The organism is Actinosynnema sp. NPDC059335 (genome assembly GCF_042752395.1).
In the GTDB taxonomy this organism is placed as follows: Bacteria; Actinomycetota; Actinomycetes; order Mycobacteriales; family Pseudonocardiaceae; genus Actinosynnema.
Genome location: NZ_JBHYXZ010000036.1, coordinates 32,864 through 49,131, shown reverse-complemented (window position 1 = coordinate 49,131; position 16,268 = coordinate 32,864). Strand labels below are relative to the sequence as shown.

16 protein-coding genes and 1 pseudogene are annotated in these 16,268 nt (G+C 74.3%); 8 read left to right on the top strand and 9 right to left on the bottom strand.

What is annotated here, in order from left to right:
* Nucleotides 1-10: 10 nt before the first annotated feature.
* From ACFXGA_RS14005 to ACFXGA_RS13985, 5 genes are all read right to left on the bottom strand, one after another.
* Complete coding sequence (locus tag ACFXGA_RS14005) at nt 11-319, bottom strand: hypothetical protein (protein WP_378087681.1); 309 nt, start codon at nt 317-319, stop codon at nt 11-13.
* 130 nt (nt 320-449) lie between these two features.
* Entirely contained in the window at nt 450-1,082 is a 633-nt protein-coding gene (locus tag ACFXGA_RS14000) for a DUF6545 domain-containing protein (protein WP_378087679.1), read from the bottom strand.
* On the bottom strand, nt 1,079-1,471 hold the full coding sequence (locus ACFXGA_RS13995; protein ID WP_378087677.1) for a hypothetical protein: 393 nt from the start codon (nt 1,469-1,471) through the stop codon (nt 1,079-1,081). Before ACFXGA_RS13995 ends, ACFXGA_RS14000 begins: the two co-directional genes overlap by 4 nt.
* 62 nt (nt 1,472-1,533) lie before the next feature.
* Nucleotides 1,534-4,482 carry a BTAD domain-containing putative transcriptional regulator gene (locus ACFXGA_RS13990; protein WP_378087675.1) on the bottom strand — a complete coding sequence of 983 codons (2,949 nt, stop codon included), beginning with the start codon at nt 4,480-4,482 and terminating at the stop codon, nt 1,534-1,536.
* Nucleotides 4,483-4,558: 76 nt separating this feature from the next.
* Nucleotides 4,559-7,042: a DEAD/DEAH box helicase gene (locus ACFXGA_RS13985; protein WP_378087673.1), complete on the bottom strand. Its 2,484-nt coding sequence runs from the start codon at nt 7,040-7,042 to the stop codon at nt 4,559-4,561.
* 175 nt (nt 7,043-7,217) lie between these two features.
* Between ACFXGA_RS13985 and ACFXGA_RS13980 the strand changes: the two genes are divergently transcribed.
* The 4 genes and pseudogenes from ACFXGA_RS13980 to ACFXGA_RS13965 all read left to right on the top strand — a co-directional run bounded on the left by ACFXGA_RS13980 (nt 7,218) and on the right by ACFXGA_RS13965 (nt 9,696).
* On the top strand, nt 7,218-7,907 hold the full coding sequence (locus ACFXGA_RS13980) for an energy-coupling factor ABC transporter permease (protein WP_378087671.1): 690 nt from the start codon (nt 7,218-7,220) through the stop codon (nt 7,905-7,907).
* Nucleotides 7,904-8,260 carry a PDGLE domain-containing protein gene (locus ACFXGA_RS13975; RefSeq protein ID WP_378087669.1) on the top strand — a complete coding sequence of 119 codons (357 nt, stop codon included), beginning with the start codon at nt 7,904-7,906 and terminating at the stop codon, nt 8,258-8,260. The genes ACFXGA_RS13980 and ACFXGA_RS13975 overlap by 4 nt, the downstream gene beginning before the upstream one ends.
* Nucleotides 8,257-8,898 (top strand): annotated as a pseudogene (cbiQ, locus tag ACFXGA_RS13970) (cobalt ECF transporter T component CbiQ); the annotation flags it as partial. The gene ACFXGA_RS13975 and the pseudogene cbiQ, both read left to right, overlap by 4 nt.
* Nucleotides 8,899-8,913: 15 nt before the next feature.
* Nucleotides 8,914-9,696 carry an energy-coupling factor ABC transporter ATP-binding protein gene (locus ACFXGA_RS13965; RefSeq protein WP_378087705.1) on the top strand — a complete coding sequence of 261 codons (783 nt, stop codon included), beginning with the start codon at nt 8,914-8,916 and terminating at the stop codon, nt 9,694-9,696.
* Between the two features lie 34 nt (nt 9,697-9,730).
* On the opposite strand, the gene ACFXGA_RS13960 is transcribed toward ACFXGA_RS13965, so the two are convergent.
* The 4 genes from ACFXGA_RS13960 to ACFXGA_RS13945 form a co-directional block, all read right to left on the bottom strand.
* Nucleotides 9,731-10,855 carry a lytic polysaccharide monooxygenase gene (locus ACFXGA_RS13960; protein ID WP_378087667.1) on the bottom strand — a complete coding sequence of 375 codons (1,125 nt, stop codon included), beginning with the start codon at nt 10,853-10,855 and terminating at the stop codon, nt 9,731-9,733.
* 140 nt (nt 10,856-10,995) lie between these two features.
* Nucleotides 10,996-12,288 carry an MFS transporter gene (locus tag ACFXGA_RS13955; protein WP_378087665.1) on the bottom strand — a complete coding sequence of 431 codons (1,293 nt, stop codon included), beginning with the start codon at nt 12,286-12,288 and terminating at the stop codon, nt 10,996-10,998.
* 113 nt (nt 12,289-12,401) lie between these two features.
* Nucleotides 12,402-12,821 (bottom strand): SRPBCC family protein, encoded by a 420-nt coding sequence (locus tag ACFXGA_RS13950; RefSeq protein ID WP_378087663.1) that lies wholly within the window; start codon nt 12,819-12,821, stop codon nt 12,402-12,404.
* A 29-nt stretch (nt 12,822-12,850) separates the two neighbouring features.
* On the bottom strand, nt 12,851-13,426 hold the full coding sequence (locus tag ACFXGA_RS13945; protein WP_378087661.1) for a uridine kinase: 576 nt from the start codon (nt 13,424-13,426) through the stop codon (nt 12,851-12,853).
* A 274-nt stretch (nt 13,427-13,700) separates the two neighbouring features.
* On the opposite strand from ACFXGA_RS13945, the gene ACFXGA_RS13940 reads away from it, so the two are divergent.
* Genes ACFXGA_RS13940 through ACFXGA_RS13925 form a run of 4 tightly spaced genes read left to right on the top strand, consistent with a single transcriptional unit; the run spans nt 13,701 to nt 16,261 of the window.
* A complete protein-coding gene (locus ACFXGA_RS13940) occupies nt 13,701-14,162 on the top strand; it encodes a hypothetical protein (RefSeq protein ID WP_378087659.1) in 462 nt (153 codons plus the stop codon).
* Entirely contained in the window at nt 14,159-15,367 is a 1,209-nt protein-coding gene (locus ACFXGA_RS13935; protein WP_378087657.1) for a PPE domain-containing protein, read from the top strand. Before ACFXGA_RS13940 ends, ACFXGA_RS13935 begins: the two co-directional genes overlap by 4 nt.
* The gene (locus ACFXGA_RS13930; RefSeq protein ID WP_378087655.1) at nt 15,364-15,630 is read left to right on the top strand and encodes a hypothetical protein; all 267 of its coding nucleotides are present in this window, start codon (nt 15,364-15,366) and stop codon (nt 15,628-15,630) included. Before ACFXGA_RS13935 ends, ACFXGA_RS13930 begins: the two co-directional genes overlap by 4 nt.
* Entirely contained in the window at nt 15,623-16,261 is a 639-nt protein-coding gene (locus ACFXGA_RS13925; RefSeq protein WP_378087653.1) for a hypothetical protein, read from the top strand. The genes ACFXGA_RS13930 and ACFXGA_RS13925 overlap by 8 nt, the downstream gene beginning before the upstream one ends.
* Nucleotides 16,262-16,268: the final 7 nt, after the last annotated feature.

The following is a 16,268-nucleotide window of genomic DNA, read 5'->3' as shown; positions in this document are numbered from 1 at the left end:
GCGTCGGCGATTAGACCACCGGACGCCTATCCTCACCCTTCGGGGTGGCCAAGGGCAATGACCGCCGCGCGGCCTGGGCGTCACCCAGCGTCATCTCCAGTTCGAGGAACGCCTCCTCGGCCCGCCGCGCGGCCAGCGAAACCGACGCCGCCGCCGCGCTGCCGACCAGCCTCCGGGTCGGCTCGCTCAGGCCCCGCACCACGTCCGACCACTCGTTGGCCACCCGCGCCAACTCCGTCAACGCGCAGACCAATTCGGCGGGCGTGCGTGGCGCCGGGTCCGCGATCCGCGCCAGGTCGACGTGCGGATCGGAATCCATGACATCCCCCACCGGTGAGCCGCCGAAGTATCGGAACTTGATGCTCTCGTTCCCCGACGACGTGGTCAACGACCCGGAGGAGTGGTCTCGATTGGTGGGGTAAACCGAAACGCTAGGCCGTCCCCGCTCGCTAATCGAGGACTTCGCCGACCACGGCGAGGATCACGGGATCGCGCAGCAACCGGGAAAGGGTCGCCAGTTCGGCCGCTTCGTGGTCGATGTCACCCGCCGTCGACCACGACGGCGACAACCGCTCGTCCGGCACGGATTCGGTTGCGGGCGGCAGCCGGAGCCCGATCAGCAGCGCGCAGGCGTTGAACGCGAGGTCGTCGTCGCGGCCGCGGTCGTGCAGGGCGGTCTGCACGGCGTCGGCCAGGGTGTGCGGGACGCGGCCGGTCAGCTCCAGCTGGGCGTCCCGGATCTCGACCGTGCGCCGGTAGAGGAGGAGGTGGATCGACCGGGTCGGGAGCAGCGTGACGAACCGGTGCGGCGGCGGCAGCAGCACCGCGCCGGGGACGGCCCCGGTCAGCTCGGTCCACAGCCCGGTCAGGCGGCGGTACGCGACACGGCGGCGGTGCCCGAGCCGGACGGCGGCCGTCCAGCGCCGTGCGCGTGCCCCGTGACGGCGGAGCGCGTGGCGGATCGCGGCCTTCCGACGGTGTGCGTGGCGGAGCGCGCGGCTGATGGGTGCGGGTTCGCCCCGGCCGTGCGGCACGCGGCCGGTCGCGGCCTCCCGGCGGCGGGAGCGGGCGGGGTCGGTCACGGGCGGGGGCGCACCTCGAGGTGGAAGGCGGTGGACAGGCGGCCGAACGTCCGGTCCACCGGCAGGCCCGTGGACCGGCCGGCCTCCTCCAGGATGAGCGCGGCGGCCAGCTCGGCCTCCGCCTCCTGCAGCGTCGAGTAGCGGGTCCGCATCAGCACCCGGCGCACCACGGCCGGGTCGAGGTCGCCCAGGAGCGGGGACAGCGCGTCGGTCCCGTGGTCGCACAGCATGTGGCCCAGCTCGTGCAGCACGATGTTCTGCTGGTGCAGCGCGCTCGCGCCCCGGGTGAAGAAGACGTGGTCCGCGTCGGCCGTGGAGACCCACATGCCGCACGGCACGTCCGGTCCCGCCTGGTCGACCACGTGACCGGGCTCCGTGCGGCCGGGCACGGCCCGGTGTTCCGGGCCGGCCGCACCACGAACCACCCCGACCACGGCCGGGAGCGAGGGGGTCAGGCCAGGTCCGCCAACGCCACGGCGGCCATGGTCGCGAACTCGCCGAAACCGCTGCGGGAGGCGAGGTCGCGGCCCACCCGCGCGTGGCGCAGGGCTTCGGCCCGGCGGCCGTCGGCGGACAGCGCCCGGACCAGGTGGATGTGCGACCGGGCGATGCCGTAGCGGTAGTCCGCCGCCGTGGCCAGCTCCAACGCGCGCCGGTGCGCCGCCACGGCCCGGCCGGGTTTGCCCAGGTGCCGCAGCACCAGGCCGAGCGCGTTGTGCACCTCCGACTCGATGCGCGGGCTGCCGCCCAGCTCCTGCGCCAGCGCCAGCGCCCGCTGCGCCGTCCGCAACGCCTCCGCGTGGTCACCGCCCAGGCACAACGCCGCCGCCAGGTGGGCCGTCGCCTCGGCCCGCGCGTGCCGCGCCCCGGTCCGGTACCACGCCGCCATCGCGTGCCGCAGCAGCTCCACCGCGCCCTCGTACTCGCCGGTCGCCGCGTGGCACCGCCCGAGCAGCGCCGCGCAGGCCGCCTCCAGGTTCACCCCGTCGGCGGTCCGGGCCAGCTCCAGGCCCTCGCTCAGCAGCGTCTTCGCCGCCGCGGACTCGCCGCGCATCATCCGCACCGCGCCGAGCCCGGCCAGCGCCCCGATCCGCACGTGCGGCCCGGCCCACTCCTCGCGGGTCAACGCCATCATCCGCTCGAACGACGCGAACGCGGTCGGCAGCTCGCCCAGCTCCAGGTGCACCACCCCGGCCAGCCCGGCGTGCAGCCACACGGTCGGACCGGACGGTCGTGCCGACCGCAGGTAGCGCTGGGCGGTGCGCAGGTTGCCCAGGTTGCGGTGCTCGGCCGCGAGCCACACCAGCATCATGGTCTCCGCGTCGTGGTCGCCCGCCGTCCGGGCGGCGCCCAGCGCCGCGTCGATGGCGTGCACGAACTCGACGTGGTGGCCGTGCGAGCCGAAGTACCCGCCGACCGCGTCGATCAGCCGCCACGCGAGCGGCAGCGGGCCGTGCGCCGCGCAGTGCTCGGTGGCCGCCAGCACGCTGGGCCGTTCCGCGTCCAGCCACGCCCGCGCCGCGTCGGGCGTCATCCGGGGCGGCCCGGACACGCCCAGCTCCGGGTACAGCACGTCGCCGACCTCGACCGCCGTGCGCAGGTACCAGTCGAACAGCCGCCGCCGCGCGGCCTCCAGGTCCTCGCCCGCCGCCGCCGCGCGGTCCGCCGCGTAGTCGTGCAGCAGGTCGTGCAGCGCGAACCGGTCCGGCCCGACCCGCTGCACCAGGTGCGCCGACGCCAGGTCCTCCAGCAGCCCGCGCGCCGCGTCCTCCGGCGCGTCCAGCAGCGCCGCCGCGCCCGCCACGCTGAAGTCCGGCCCCGGCAGCAGCCCGGTCAACCGGAACAGCCGCGCCGCGTCCGGCGGCAACGCCGCGTACGACAGGTCGAACGCGCGCCGCACCGCGGCCGTGTCGTCGTTGTCCACCGCCAGCGCGGCCAGCCGGTCGCCGCCGCGCAGCTCCTCCACGTAGGACGTGACGTCCACGTGCGACGAGCCGACGAGGTTGCCCAGCGCGATCCGCAGCGCCAGCGGCAGGTAGCCGCACAGCCGGGCCAGCTCGCCGAGCGCGTCGAACTGCGCCACCGCCGCGTCCGCGCCGAGCGACCGGGCCAGCAGCTTCCACGCCTCGTCGCCGCGCAGCACGTCCAGCCGCACCGCCGTGCCGCGCAACCGCAGCTCGTTGCGGCTGGTGACGAGCACCGAGCAGCCGGGGTCGCCGGGCAGCAGCGGGCGCACCTGGTCCACCGAGGCCGCGTTGTCCAGCGTGATCAGCACCCGCCTGCCGCGCAGCCGGGTCCGGTAGGCGCGGACCAGCTCCTCCTCGTCGACCGGGATGTGGTCGGCCCGCACGCCCATGGCCCGCAGGAACCGCGCCAGCACGGCGGACGTCGGCAGGGGCGGCGACGTGGAGTGGCCGCGCAGGTTCACGTACAGCTGGCCGTCGGGGTACCGGTCGCGCACCGCGTGCGCCACGGAGACCGCGAACGCCGTCTTGCCCACACCCGGCGGCCCGCACACCACGACGGTCGCCGTGCCGCGCGTCAGCATGCCGGTCACGCGGGCCAGCTCGGCGCCGCGGCCCACGAAGTTGCCCACCGGCGCGGGCAGCTGCGACACCGGCGACCACGTGCTCGCGGCCGGCTGGTGCAGCGCCGGGTCCCCGGTCAGGATCGCGTGGTGCACCGCGCGCAGCGAGTCGCTGGGGTCCACGCCCAGCTCCCGCGCCAGCGCCGTGGACGCCTGCCGGTAGGCGTCCAGCGCGTCGGCCTGCCGGTTCACCCGGTACAGCGCCACCATGAGCTGCGACCAGAACCGCTCCCGCAGCGGGTGCTGCGCGGTCAGCCGGCGCAGGTCGGCGATCACCTCGTCGGACCGGCCCAGCCGCAGCTTGACGTCCACCAGCTCGGAGATCACCCGCAGCCGCTGCTCGGCGAGGTTCGGCGCCTCCGTCTCGTGCAGCGACTCCGACGGCACGTCCACCAGCGGCGGCCCGTGCCAGCAGCCCAGCGCCCGCTCGTAGGACTCGGCGGCGGCGGCCAGGTCCGCCGCGGCGGCCAGCTTCGCGCCCTGCTCGGCGGCCTCCTCGAAGCGGTGCAGGTCCAGCGCCCGCGGCGGCAGGTCGATCCGGTAGCCGGTCGGCGTGGTGTGGATGAGCTGCGGCTCGCCGAGCGCGCGGCGCAACCGCATCACGTACACCGGCAGGGTCTGCGCCGCGCGGTCCGGCGGCGCCTCGCCCCACACGCGGCGGATCAGGTCGCTCGCGGGCACCGAGCGGTTCGCGTCGAGCAGCAGGGCCGCCAGGACGATGCGGTGCTTGGCGGCGGTGACCGGGACCGAGCGGCCGTTCCGCCGGACCACGAGGGACCCCAGCACGCCGAATTCGTCCTGAGACAGGGTCAACCGCCTCCGCTCCCTCCCGACGTGGACGTGCTCGTACCCGGTCCGCGGCCGTGCCGTCGGACCTACCTCGGGCTCGTCAGAACCTGCCGACCTCGGTGATCCGCACCGCCGCCGTGCCGATCTCGTCGGACTCGGCCAGGTCGACCTCGGCGGTGATGCCCCAGTCGTGGTCCTCGGCGGGGTCGTCCAGGATCTGCCGCACCCGCCACAGCCCCGGTTCCTCGGTGATCACCAGCAACGCCGGGCCGCGCGCGTCGGGGCCCATGCCGATCTCGTCGTGCTCCTCGAAGTACGGCTCCAGCGCGTCCTGCCAGTCCTCGGCGGACCAGCCGGCGTCGCCGTCGAGCCGTCCCAGCTCGTAGTAGTTCCGCCGGGCCGCCAGCTCCACCCGGCGGAACAGCGCGTTGCGCACCAGCACCCGGAACGCGCGCACGTTGCCGGTCACGGCCGGCGGCGTGTCCCCCATCGCGGTCTCCGCGGCCTCCTCGGCGGGGTTGCGCAGCTTCTCCCACTCGTCGAGCAGGCTGGAGTCGACCTGGCGGACCAGCTCGCCCAGCCACTCCTGCAGGTCGCTGAGCTCCTCGGTCTTGGCGTCCTCGGGCACGGTCTGGCGCAACGCCTTGTACGCGTCCGCCAGGTAGCGCAGCACCAGGCCCTCCGACCGGGCGAGCTGGTAGTACGAGACGTACTCGGCGAACGTCATCGCCCGCTCGAACATGTCCCGCACCACGGACTTCGGCGACAGGTGGTGGTCGGCGACCCACGGGTGCCCGCGCCGGTAGGTGGTGAACGCGGCCTCCAGCAGCTCGGCGAGCGGCTTCGGGTAGGTCACCTCCTCCAGCAGCTCCATCCGCTGGTCGTACTCGATCCCCTCGGACTTCATCGCGCCGATGGCCTCGCCGCGCGCCTTGTGCTCCTGCGCGGACAGCACCTGGCGCGGGTCGTCCAACGTGGACTCGACCACCGACAGCACGTCCAGCGCGTAGGACGGCGACTCGCGGTCCAGCAGCTCGATCGCGGCCAGCGCGAACGGCGACAGCGGCTGGTTGAGCGCGAAGTTCACCTGGAGGTCCACGGTGAGCCGGATGTCGCCGTCCTGCCGCTCCACCACGCCCGCCGCCAGCAGCCCCCGGTACATCTGGATGGCCCGCAGGATGTGCCTGCGCTGCGCGGGCCGGTCCTCGTGGTTGTCCTCCAGCAGGTGGCGCATCGCGGCGAACGCGTTGCCCGGCCGGCCGATCACGTTGAGCAGCATCGCGTGGCTGACCTGGAAGCTCGACGTCAGCGGCTCCGGCTCGGCGTTCTTCAGCCGCTCGAAGGTCTGGTCGCTCCACGACACGAAACCCTCGGGGGCCTTCTTGCGCACCACCTTGCGCCGCTTCTTCGGGTCGTCGCCCGCCTTGGCCAGCGCCTTCTCGTTCTCCACCACGTGGTCGGGCGCCTGCACCACGACCGTGCCGACGGTGTCGTAGCCCGCCCGGCCCGCCCGGCCCGCGATCTGGTGGAACTCGCGTGCCTTGAGGTGCCGGGTGCGCTGCCCGTCGTACTTCGACAGGGCGGTGAACACCACCGTGCGGATCGGCACGTTGATGCCGACGCCGAGGGTGTCCGTGCCGCAGATGACCTTGAGCAGACCGGCCTGCGCCAGCTGCTCCACCAACCGCCGGTACTTCGGCAACATGCCCGCGTGATGCACACCGATACCGTGCCGGACCAGGCGGGACAGTGTCTTGCCAAATCCGGACGTGAATCGGAACCGGCCGATCGTCGCCGCGATGGCGTCCTTCTCGGCGCGGGTGGCGACGTTCACGCTCATGAGCGACTGGGCGCGCTCCAGCGCCGACGCCTGGGTGAAGTGCACCACGTAGACCGGGGCCTCGCGGCCGTGCAGCAGCTCCTCGATCGTCTCGTGCAGCGGGGTGGTGACGTACTGGAAGTTCAGCGGCACCGGGCGTTCGGCGGAGCGGACCACGCTGGTGGCGCGGCCGGTGCGGCGGGTGAGGTCCTTCTCGAAGAACGTGACGTCGCCCAGGGTCGCCGACATCAGCAGGAACTGGGCCTGCGGCAGCTCGATCAGCGGCACCTGCCACGCCCAGCCGCGGTCCGGCTCGGAGTAGAAGTGGAACTCGTCCATCACGACCTGGCCGACGTCGGCGGCCGCGCCGTCGCGCAGCGCGATGTTGGCCAGGATCTCGGCGGTGCAGCAGATGATCGGCGCGGTCTCGTTGACGCTGGCGTCGCCGGTCATCATGCCCACGTTCTCCGCGCCGAACGTCTCGATCAGGGCGAAGAACTTCTCCGACACCAGGGCCTTGATCGGCGCGGTGTAGAAGGTCCGCTTGCCCTCCGCCATCGCGGCGAAGTGCGCGCCGATGGCGACCAGGGACTTCCCGGAGCCGGTGGGTGTGCTGAGGATGACGTTCGAGCCGGAGACGATCTCTATCAACGCCTCCTGCTGGGCCGGGTACAGCGACAGCCCCCGCTCGCCCGCCCACTCGGCGAAGGTGTCGTAGAGGACGTCGGGGTCGGGGGTGGCCGGCAGGCGGTCGGTGAGAGTCATCGCAGGCAGAGCATAGTGGCACCGGGCGCGGGCCCGTCCTGGTCGGGACGGGGGCGGCGGCGGACCCGCCCGGCCGCGCGCTCGCCGCACGGCCGGTGTTCCACGTCGGGTGTGATCGGGATCGTTGTTGCCCTGAGCTGGTCATTGCGGAGTACTTGCAACTAGCGTGGGAGCCGTGTCCGAACCGGTGGCAATGCACATGAGCGACGGCCTGCTCAACGCCCCCACCTCGCTGCTGTTCGTCGCGGTCGCGGTGGCCGGCGTGGGTGTGGCGCTGGTCAAGGCCCGTGGCGACCTCGACGACAGGACCGCGCCCATGGCCGGTCTGGTGGCGGCGTTCGTGTTCGCCACCCAGATGCTGAACTTCCCGGTGCTGCCCGGCGTCAGCGGGCACCTGCTCGGCGGCGCGCTCGCCGCCATCCTGGTCGGACCGTGGGTCGGCGCGCTGTGCGTGACGATCGTGCTGGTCGTGCAGTCCCTGTTCTTCGCCGACGGCGGCGTCACCGCGCTCGGCGCGAACGTCACCAACATGGCGTTGATCGGCACCGCGGTCGGCTACCTCGTCGCGGTGGCGCTGCGCCGGCTCGCCACCCGCGGCAAGGGCGGCCTGGCCGTGGTCGCGTTCGCGTCCGCGCTGGTCAACACGGTGCTCGCGTCGTTCGGCTTCGTGCTGGAGTACGCCATCGGCGGCCAGGGCGGCGTCGGGTTCGGCACGGTGGCCGCCGCGGTGCTCGGCGTGCACGTGCTGATCGGCGTCGGCGAGGGCCTGATCACCGCGATCACCGTGACCGCGGTGGCGTCGGTCCGCCCGGACCTGGTGCACCTGCTGCGCGGCGTGCCGCAGAAGCTGGAGTTGAGGTCGTGAAGCGCTTCTTCCTGGGGTTCGCGGTGGTCAGCCTGCTGCTGGCCGGTGTCGTGTCGTACTTCGCCGACCCGGACCCGGACGGGCTGGACCACGTCACCGAACAGCACGGCATCGCCGAGCACGCGCAGGACCACCCGCTCGGCGCCGGACCGCTGGCCGACTACGCGGTGGCGGGCGACGACCGGCTCACCGGCGTGGCGGGCGTCGTCGGCGTGGTGCTGACGCTGGCGGTCGCGGGCGGGCTGTTCCGGCTGCTGCGCCGCCGCTCCGACGCCAAGACCGACGCCAAGACCGACGCCGAGACCGACGCGGAGCCCGGGGCGAAGACCGACGCGAAGACCGACGTGGGGTGAGCGCCGGGCACCACGGCTTCCTGCACCGGCCGGGCGACTCGCCGGTGCACCGCCTCGCGCCGCAGGTCAAGATCGTGGCCGCGGTGGTGGCGGTGCTGTGCGTGGTGGCCACGCCGCGCGAGGCGTTCTGGGCGTTCGGGGCCTACCTGCTCGCGCTCGCGGCGGTCTGGGCGGTGGCCCGCGTCCCGGTGCGGTGGTTCGCCGCGCGGTCGGTGATCGAGCTGCCGTTCGTGCTCCTGGCGCTGGTGCTGCCGTTCACCGGCGCGGGGGAGCGGGTGGACTGGCTGGGCCTGTCGGTGTCGGTCGAGGGCGCGTTGGCCGGGTGGAACATCCTGGCCAAGGGCACGCTCGGCCTGCTGACGTCGTTGACGCTCGCCGCCACCACCGCGCCGCAGGACCTGCTGCTCGGCCTGCAACGGCTGCGGCTGCCCTCCGTGCTGGTCACCATCGCGACGCTGATGCTGCGCTACGCCGAGGTGATCGTCGGCGAGGCCCGGCGGATGCGGGTGGCGCGGATCTCGCGCGGTGACGACCCGAGGTTCCTCTGGCAGCTCGGCGCCACCGCGCGCGGCATCGGCAGCCTGTTCATCCGCTCCTACGAACGCGGCGAGAGGGTGCACCTGGCGATGGTGTCACGAGGCTGGACGGGCCGGATGCCCGACGGAGCGGGCGGCGGGTCCGGCGCGGCGGTCGAGCCGCTGCGGACCGCGCCCGCGCTGGTGGTGGAGCGCCTGGCGTACGCGTACCCGGACGGCCACCAGGCCCTGTTCGGCGTGGACCTGCGGGTGGAGCGCGGCGAGCGGGTCGCGGTCCTCGGGCCCAACGGCGCGGGCAAGACGACGCTCGCGCTGCACCTCAACGGCGTGCTGGGCGGGGGTTCCGGCCGGGTGGAGGTGGCCGGGCTGCCGGTGGCCAAGGACAACCTCAAGGAGATCCGCCGCCGCGTCGGCATGGTCTTCCAGGACCCCGACGACCAGTTGTTCCTGCCCACCGTGCGGCAGGACGTGGCGTTCGGGCCGGCGAACTTCGGGTTGCGCGGCGAGGAGCTGGACGAGCGCGTGCGGCGCGCGTTGGACGCGGTGGGGATGGCGGACTTCGCCGACCGGTCGCCGCTGCACCTGTCCGGCGGGCAGCGCCGCCGCGTCGCGCTGGCCACGGTGCTGGCGTGCGACCCGGAGATCCTGGTGCTCGACGAGCCCTCGGCGAACCTGGAACCGGTGGCCCGCCGAGAGCTGGCCGAGGTGCTGCTGGGTCTGGACCGCACCATGCTGATGGTCACCCACGACCTGCCCTACGCGTTGCAGCTCTGCCCGCGCAGCGTGCTGGTGGACGGCGGCGTCGTGGTGGCCGACGGACCGACGCGGGAGCTCCTGGCCGACACCGGGCTGCTGGCCCGGCACCGGCTGGAGCTCCCGTTCGGGTTCCGCCTGGAGTGATGCCCCCGGGGTGGCGCCCCGGATCAGCCGTCGATCAGGGGCTGGTGCAGGTGACGGTCGGCAGCGAGTTCGTGCCGGAGTAGTTGGCCGTGAAGCCGAACTTCACCGACGCCTCCGGCGCCACCGTGCCGTTCCACGCCGCGTTCTTCACGACCACCTGTTGACCGGAGCCGGAGTTGACGCCGCTCCACAGGCTGGTGATCGACTGGTTGCCGCCCCACGTCCACTTGGCGGTCCAGCCGTTGTACGCGCTCTTGCTGTGGTTCATGATCTCGACCTCGGCCTGGAAGCCGCCGGACCAGGCGCTGGAGATCTTGTAGATCGCCATGCAGTTCGCGTCACCCGGGTTGGTCGGCGTCGTCGGGGTCGTGGGCGTGGTGCTGCTCGTGGTCGTGGTGGTGGTGGTCGTCGTCGTGGTGGTCGTGGTGGTCGTCGTCGTGCCGCCACCGTTGCCCACACCGGTCTCCTGGCCGTTGCCACCGTCGAACACCACGTCGGAGCAGTTGTAGAACGTCTCCGTGCTGTCGGAGCGGGTCCACACCGAGTAGATGATGTGGCGACCGGACTTGCCCGTCGGCAGCGTCGCGTTCCAGTAGTACTTGCCCTCGACCGTGCCCACCGCGCCGCTGTTCGGCGGGTTCGTCACGCTGTGGAACGGCGTGCTCTCCAGGTCGCTCCACGCCAGCGGCCGGGTCGGGCTCCAGCTGTCCTTGGTGATGTACAGGTGGAAGGTGCCCGGGTGCGCGGCCCACTTGTTGTAGGTGAAGTTGAAGTTCGCGCCTGCGGTGAGGTGGGTCACCGGGTAGTCGTTGCGGGCGATGTCGAACCCGGAGAACGTCGGGTTGCCGCCGCTGCAGAGCTTGCCGTCCGGGATGAAGCCGCTGGTGCGGCCGGCGCCGTCGGACCGCAGCACACCGAACCAGTTGTACAGGGCGTTCGTGCCGCCGGCCGCCACCGCGGCCGCGCAGGCCGGGTTCTGCGGCCGGATGTCACCCTGCGGAGACAGGCCGTCCTTCCAGCACAGGAAGGTCCGGCTGCCCGGCGTCATCATCGCGCCGTGCGCGGACGCGGTGGTGGGGCCGACCACGCTCACGAGCGTCGCGACCAGCAGTCCTGCCGCAGCGGCCGAGGCCAGCGCGATCCATCGTCGGGCCGTCACGTCGTTCACCTCCTCGTTGAGGTTCTGGGAGCGCTCCCAGGAACGTGATGACTGTAACCGGGGCCACCTCGATCTGTGAATGGGCGATTACACAGTGCATCCGAGCGGCGCAACCCGTGCCGCCGTGCGGATGTGTGCCGCTACACCCGGACGCGGGCACGGCGGGTGCGCCGTTCCCCGGGGCGGACTGCTCCGTGCGGGTGGCCGGCGGGCGGGGCGGGGTGCGGAGGCCGGCGCAGCACGCGGTGCGCCAGCACGGCCCGCCGGTGCGGTGGCGCGGCCAGCACGAACGCGACGAAGACCGTGGCCAGGAGGGTCAGCGTGCCCGCGAGGACCAGGGTCTGCGGCGCGCCGACCCGCTCGCACAGCCAACCCAGCAGCGGCGCGCCCACCGCGCCCGCGGCGGCCCCGACGGCCGAGTTGACCGCGAGGAGCCGGCCGCGCATGCCGTCGGCGGTGTCGAGCTGGACCCGGGTGCTCATGGTCGTGTCGATGACGACCGCGCCCGCCGCGATCGGCAGCAGCACGAGCGCGAACCCGGCCACGCCGGGCGCCAGCCCGCCGGCCACCTGGAGCAGGCTGGTCGCGCAGGCCGCCGCGAGCAGCAGCCGCACGGTCAGCGCCCGGCGCGCCGCCGCGGCGAGCCCGCCCAGCACGGTGCCGATCGCGAACACCGTGGACAGCAGGCCGTACGTGGTCGCGTCCGGGCTCATGGCGGCCATCGTGACCTGGTAGTTGCGGCCCAGGGCGGACAGCGCGAACCCGAGCGCGAACAGCAGGAGCAGCCGCCCGCTGCCCGCCACGTACCGCAGCCCGGCGGCCACGCCGACCCGGTCGACCGGGCTGCCGCCCAACGGGTGCAGCTCGTCGCGGCGGACGGCGAGCACCGCGACGACGACGGCCAGGAAGCTCACCGAGTTGATCAGGAACAGCGCCGGCGAGCCGAGCGCGGCGGCCAGCACCGTCGCGCCGCTCATGCCCAGGATGCGGCCCGTGGAGCTGAGCACCGAGCCGAGCGCGACCGCGTTGCCCAGGTCCTCCCGGGGCACCACCTGCGCGCCGAACCGGCCCAGCGCCGGGCCGTCGAACACCGTCACCAGGCCGGCCGCGAACGTCAGCGCGTAGACCGCCGCCATGGGCGCGTCCCGCCACACCGCGAGCGCCAGCAGCGCGGCCAGCGCCGCGTGCAGGACCTGGCACACCAGGATGATCCGGCGCACCGGCAGCCGGTCGGCCAGCGCGCCCGCCCACGGGCCGAGCAGCACCGACGGCAGCGTGCCCAGCAGCACGGAGAGGCCGACCGAGGTGGCCGAGCCGGTGCGGTCGAGCACGACCCAGTTCAGGCCGACCAACTGCATCCACGAGCCGGTCGCCGAGACGAGGTCGGCGAACGCCCAGCGGCGGTAGTTGCGGCCGCGCAACGCGCGGAACATCGAAGCCCCCTACGAGACGATCCGGGGCCTCGACGTGCGGACGTGCCCTCGCGTACGGCGTTCACCCTAAGTGCCGTTTTCGCGGTTCAAACCCGGTGATCAGGTGAAAACGCTCACGTAACGCTCTGCGTGGCGAGCGACGCGAGCCGTTCCAGCGCCTGGACGAGCTGCTCGTCGGTGATCTCGTGGGCTTCGCCGCTCACCGCGGCGTGGTGCTCGCCGCTGACGTCCAGGTGCAGCACCACCCGGCTGCGCCCCGGACCCTCCTCGTCCACCTGGAGCCACCCCGAGTAGCCGCCGCGGTCCAGGTCGCCCCACTCCAACCGGCGCTGCTCCACGTCCGCCGCCAGGTAGCCCTCGGCCTCGTCCACCTCGTCGCCCAGGGACACCCGGCCGGTGACCCGCTCGGGGCCGCTCGGCTCGACCTGGAGGCCGTCCGGCAGCCATGCCTGCATCGCGGTGACGTCCCGCGCGAGGTCGAACACCACGCGGGCGTCCACGGGGACGGTCTGCTCGTGCTCGTACTCAGCCATGCCGGCAGCAGTACCCCGGCAGGGCGCGATTACACCGGCGCGGGCGTCGGGCGCCCGATCGTGGCGTGCCGGACCTGGTCCGGGTGCAGCGGGCGCATGCCCGCGTCCACGCAGCGGCGGACCACGCCGGAGTGCTCCCGCCACAACCGCAGGCCGCGGCGGGCGAGCAGGCCGACCGGCTTGCGCGCCTCGGCCACGTCCCGGGCGAAGCGGCGGGCGAACGTGACCAGGCCGTTGGGCGCGAGCACGATCGCGTCGGCCAGCACGCCGGCGTCGCGGCAGCCCGCGACCAGCCGGTCGGCGAACAGCCCTTCGGCGAGGAACAGGCCGGGCGCGGTGACGGTGCGGCAGCCGACCCGCCGGTCCTCGCCGAGCGCGTAGACGGGCGCCTCGACGGTGCCGGTGGTGGCCAGTTCGACGACGGCGGCGAGGGCGTCGGCGGTGTTCCAGGAGCCTTCGGCGTCCCAGTCGGGGCGGCCCGCGTCGTCGCGGGGCAGCAGCGGGTCGTCACCTTCGCGGTAGAAGTCGTCCAGCCGCAGGACGGGCAGGCCGAGGCGGGCGGCGAGGGTGGACTTGCCCGACCCGGAGGGGCCGGCGAGCAGCACGGCTCGCGCGTGAACGGCAGGTGACGGCACGGGGGACGATTTTCGCACAACACCGGACGGACCCCTGCAACCCGCCATCCGGACCACTCCGCCCCCTCACCGCCACCGCCCGATCGCCCCGCACCCCGGCCCACCGCCGCGCCCACCGCCGCGCCCACCGCCGCACCCCGCGCGGCCCCGCACCACACCCCCGGCTTGTCCGAACGTGCACCGCCGCTGCTCCCGCTGTGCACCCGTGCTGGCCACCCGCGCGCGGGCACACCACGATGTGGGCATGGTCGTCAGGGTGCGCGGCGTCGAGGACGCCCGGCGGATGCGCGATGAGCTGCGCGAGGAGCAACGGGGGTCGGCCGCCGTCGCCACCCCGGCCGTGTCCGGCCCGACCGGGGCGGGCGCCGCCGGGGTCGTCGCCGAGGGCGGTGACCGCATCGAGCTGGACCCGGCCTCCTTCACCACCGCGGTGGGCGAGCTGGACCGGCTGCACGCGGTGCTGGTGGACCTCCTCGACCGCACCGACCGCGAGATGGACCAGCCCCTCGGCGACGGCAAGGGCCCCGTCGCGCTGAACATGCGCCGGGCGTTCGGCCTGCGCGGCAGCGACACCGGTGGCGGTGTGCGCGCGGCGCTGCGGTCCTACGTCGCGGAGCTGACCGCGCTGCGCGAGGCGCTCCGGCAGGTCAGCGCGACCCACCAGGCCGAGGACGAGCAGGTGGCGCGGACGATGGGGCGGCTGTGAGCGAGCGCAAGGGCGGGTACTACTCCGACTTCCACGAGGCGTCCGCCGCGACCAGGCGGCGCAACGCGAAGCGCGTCCGGCAGCGCCGGGCGAACCGCGCGCCGGAGAACTTCGGCAAGATCAACTGGCGGGCGTACACGCACCGGCAGCTCTGGGACATGGTCAAGTCCGCGAACGCCGCCCAGATGGCCACCCGCACCTACGAGTGGCAGCGCCTGGCGGGCGACATCGACCAGGCCACCGCCGACGTGCAGAAGGTCGTGCAGACGCTGGTGCTGTCGTGGCGCGGGCCGTCGGCGGTGGCCGCCGCCGAGTCGGCCTCGCGGCTCACCAAGTGGGCCGCGGACGCCTCGCACCGCGCGTTCCAGGTCGGCACGGGCCTCGACGGCTACACCTCGGCGGTGGAGGAGGCGGCCCGCGCGATCCCCGAGCCTGTGCACCCCGACGCCGAGCGGTGGTTCCGCGCCGGCTACGACGTGACCACGCTCGACGGGCCGCAGGGCGCGTACATGCTCAAGCAGCTGCTGGACGACCACCTGCCGGACAAGCGCGAGCAGCAGGAGGCGATGGACCGGGCCGTCCGGGTGATGGAGCAGTACGAGGCGGCCAGCCACGGGATCGGCCGGCAGCTGCCGGTGTTCGACGACGCCCCGACCGGCGCGCAGCCGACACCCGACCACCGGCCCGTGCCGGCGCCCGCCGCGCCGACGCCGACGCCTGTCCCCGCGCCGTGGGTCGAGCCGCCGCCGTCCCGGGAGACGCCCCCGGTGACGTCCCCGCCGCCCGACGTCCGGCCGGAGGGCACCACCTCCGTCGCCGCGGCCGGCGCCCCGGCCGCGGCCGGGTTCGGCCCGCCGACGGGCTTCGGCCCCGGTGGCGGCGGGTTCGGCCAGGGACCGGGTGGCCACGGTCCCGGCCACGGCGGCGGTTACGGCTACGGCGGTTACGGTGCCGGCGGCGGCCCCGGCGCGTTCGGCCCCGGGGGCTCGTCCGGCGTGCTCGGCGCGGTGCCGGGCGGCGCGGCGGCCCGGGGCGGCGTCGGACCGGTCGTCGGCGCGGGCGGCCCGCAGGGCTTCGGCATGTACCCGCCGGGGGCGGCGCCGGGCAACCGCGAGGAGGACGGCGAGCACCGCAACCGCTACGACCAGGGCCTCGACCTGCTCGACGACCTGCCGCCCGCGTTCCCGCCGGTGCTCGGCGAATGAGCGACGGCTACCTGGTCGACCCGGACGCGCTGACCGCGTTCGCGGCCCGGCTGGACGAGGCGGCCGACGAGCTGCGCGCCGCCGCGTCCGCGGTCGGGCAGCCGCTCGGCGACCTCGGCCCGGAGGGCGTCACCGAGGCGGTCGAGCGGTTGGTGGCCGAGTGGGCGGACGCGTTGCGCGGCGTGGAGCTGGACGCGGTGGCGGACGGGTTGCGCGCGGCGGGGGAGACCTACCGGCAGGCCGACGAGCTGCGCCATGACTGACTACCGGGGTTTGGGGTTCGACCCCGCGCCCGGCCACGCGGGCGCGGTGGCGGCGGCGAGCGAGCGGCTGTCGGTCGCCTTCGCGGTCCCCGGCGCGCCGCCGGAGGAGTGGACGGGTGCGGCGGCGGACGGGTTCAGGACGCGGTTGGAGGCGGTGGTGTCGGAGCTGACGGCGGTGCGGCGCGCGATGCGGGCGGCGGCCGAGGTGCTCGACGGCTGGGCCACCACGCTGCTGGGCAACCAGCGGCGGGCCGAGGAGCTGGACCGGCACGCGCTCGCGGTGCGACGCGCGCTCGCCGAAGCCTCCGACGAGCTGGACCGCACCGGCGCGATGGCCGCGTTCACCGCCGCCGACGGCGAGGCCCACGAACGGGCCGTGGCGCGGCACGACGAGCTGCGCCGGCAACTGGACGACGTGCTGGAGGAGGCCCGGCTGTTGGAGCGCGACCACCGCGCGGAGGCCAGGCGGGTCGCCGAACGGCTGCGCGACGCGGAACCGTCGACCGCCGTCGCGGACACGCTGGCGAACTTCTCCTCGCTCACCGCCGAGCTGGCCTCCGTGCTGCTCGGCACACCTCGACCGGCGTCCACCAGGGGCGCGGCGGCGGCGTTCCGGGCGGGCCTGGGGTGAGACTCGC

Excerpts from the sequence above, each read along its gene's own strand:
- ACFXGA_RS14005 (WP_378087681.1), bottom strand. The coding sequence starts at position 319 with ATGGATTCCGATCCGCACGTCGACCTGGCGCGGATCGCGGACCCGGCG.
- ACFXGA_RS13985 (WP_378087673.1), bottom strand. The coding sequence starts at position 7,042 with ATGACTCTCACCGACCGCCTGCCGGCCACCCCCGACCCCGACGTCCTC.
- ACFXGA_RS13965 (WP_378087705.1), top strand. The coding sequence starts at position 8,914 with ATGCCCGACGGAGCGGGCGGCGGGTCCGGCGCGGCGGTCGAGCCGCTG.
- ACFXGA_RS13955 (WP_378087665.1), bottom strand. The coding sequence starts at position 12,288 with ATGTTCCGCGCGTTGCGCGGCCGCAACTACCGCCGCTGGGCGTTCGCC.
- ACFXGA_RS13950 (WP_378087663.1), bottom strand. The coding sequence starts at position 12,821 with ATGGCTGAGTACGAGCACGAGCAGACCGTCCCCGTGGACGCCCGCGTG.
- ACFXGA_RS13940 (WP_378087659.1), top strand. The coding sequence starts at position 13,701 with ATGGTCGTCAGGGTGCGCGGCGTCGAGGACGCCCGGCGGATGCGCGAT.
- ACFXGA_RS13930 (WP_378087655.1), top strand. The coding sequence starts at position 15,364 with ATGAGCGACGGCTACCTGGTCGACCCGGACGCGCTGACCGCGTTCGCG.
- ACFXGA_RS13925 (WP_378087653.1), top strand. The coding sequence starts at position 15,623 with ATGACTGACTACCGGGGTTTGGGGTTCGACCCCGCGCCCGGCCACGCG.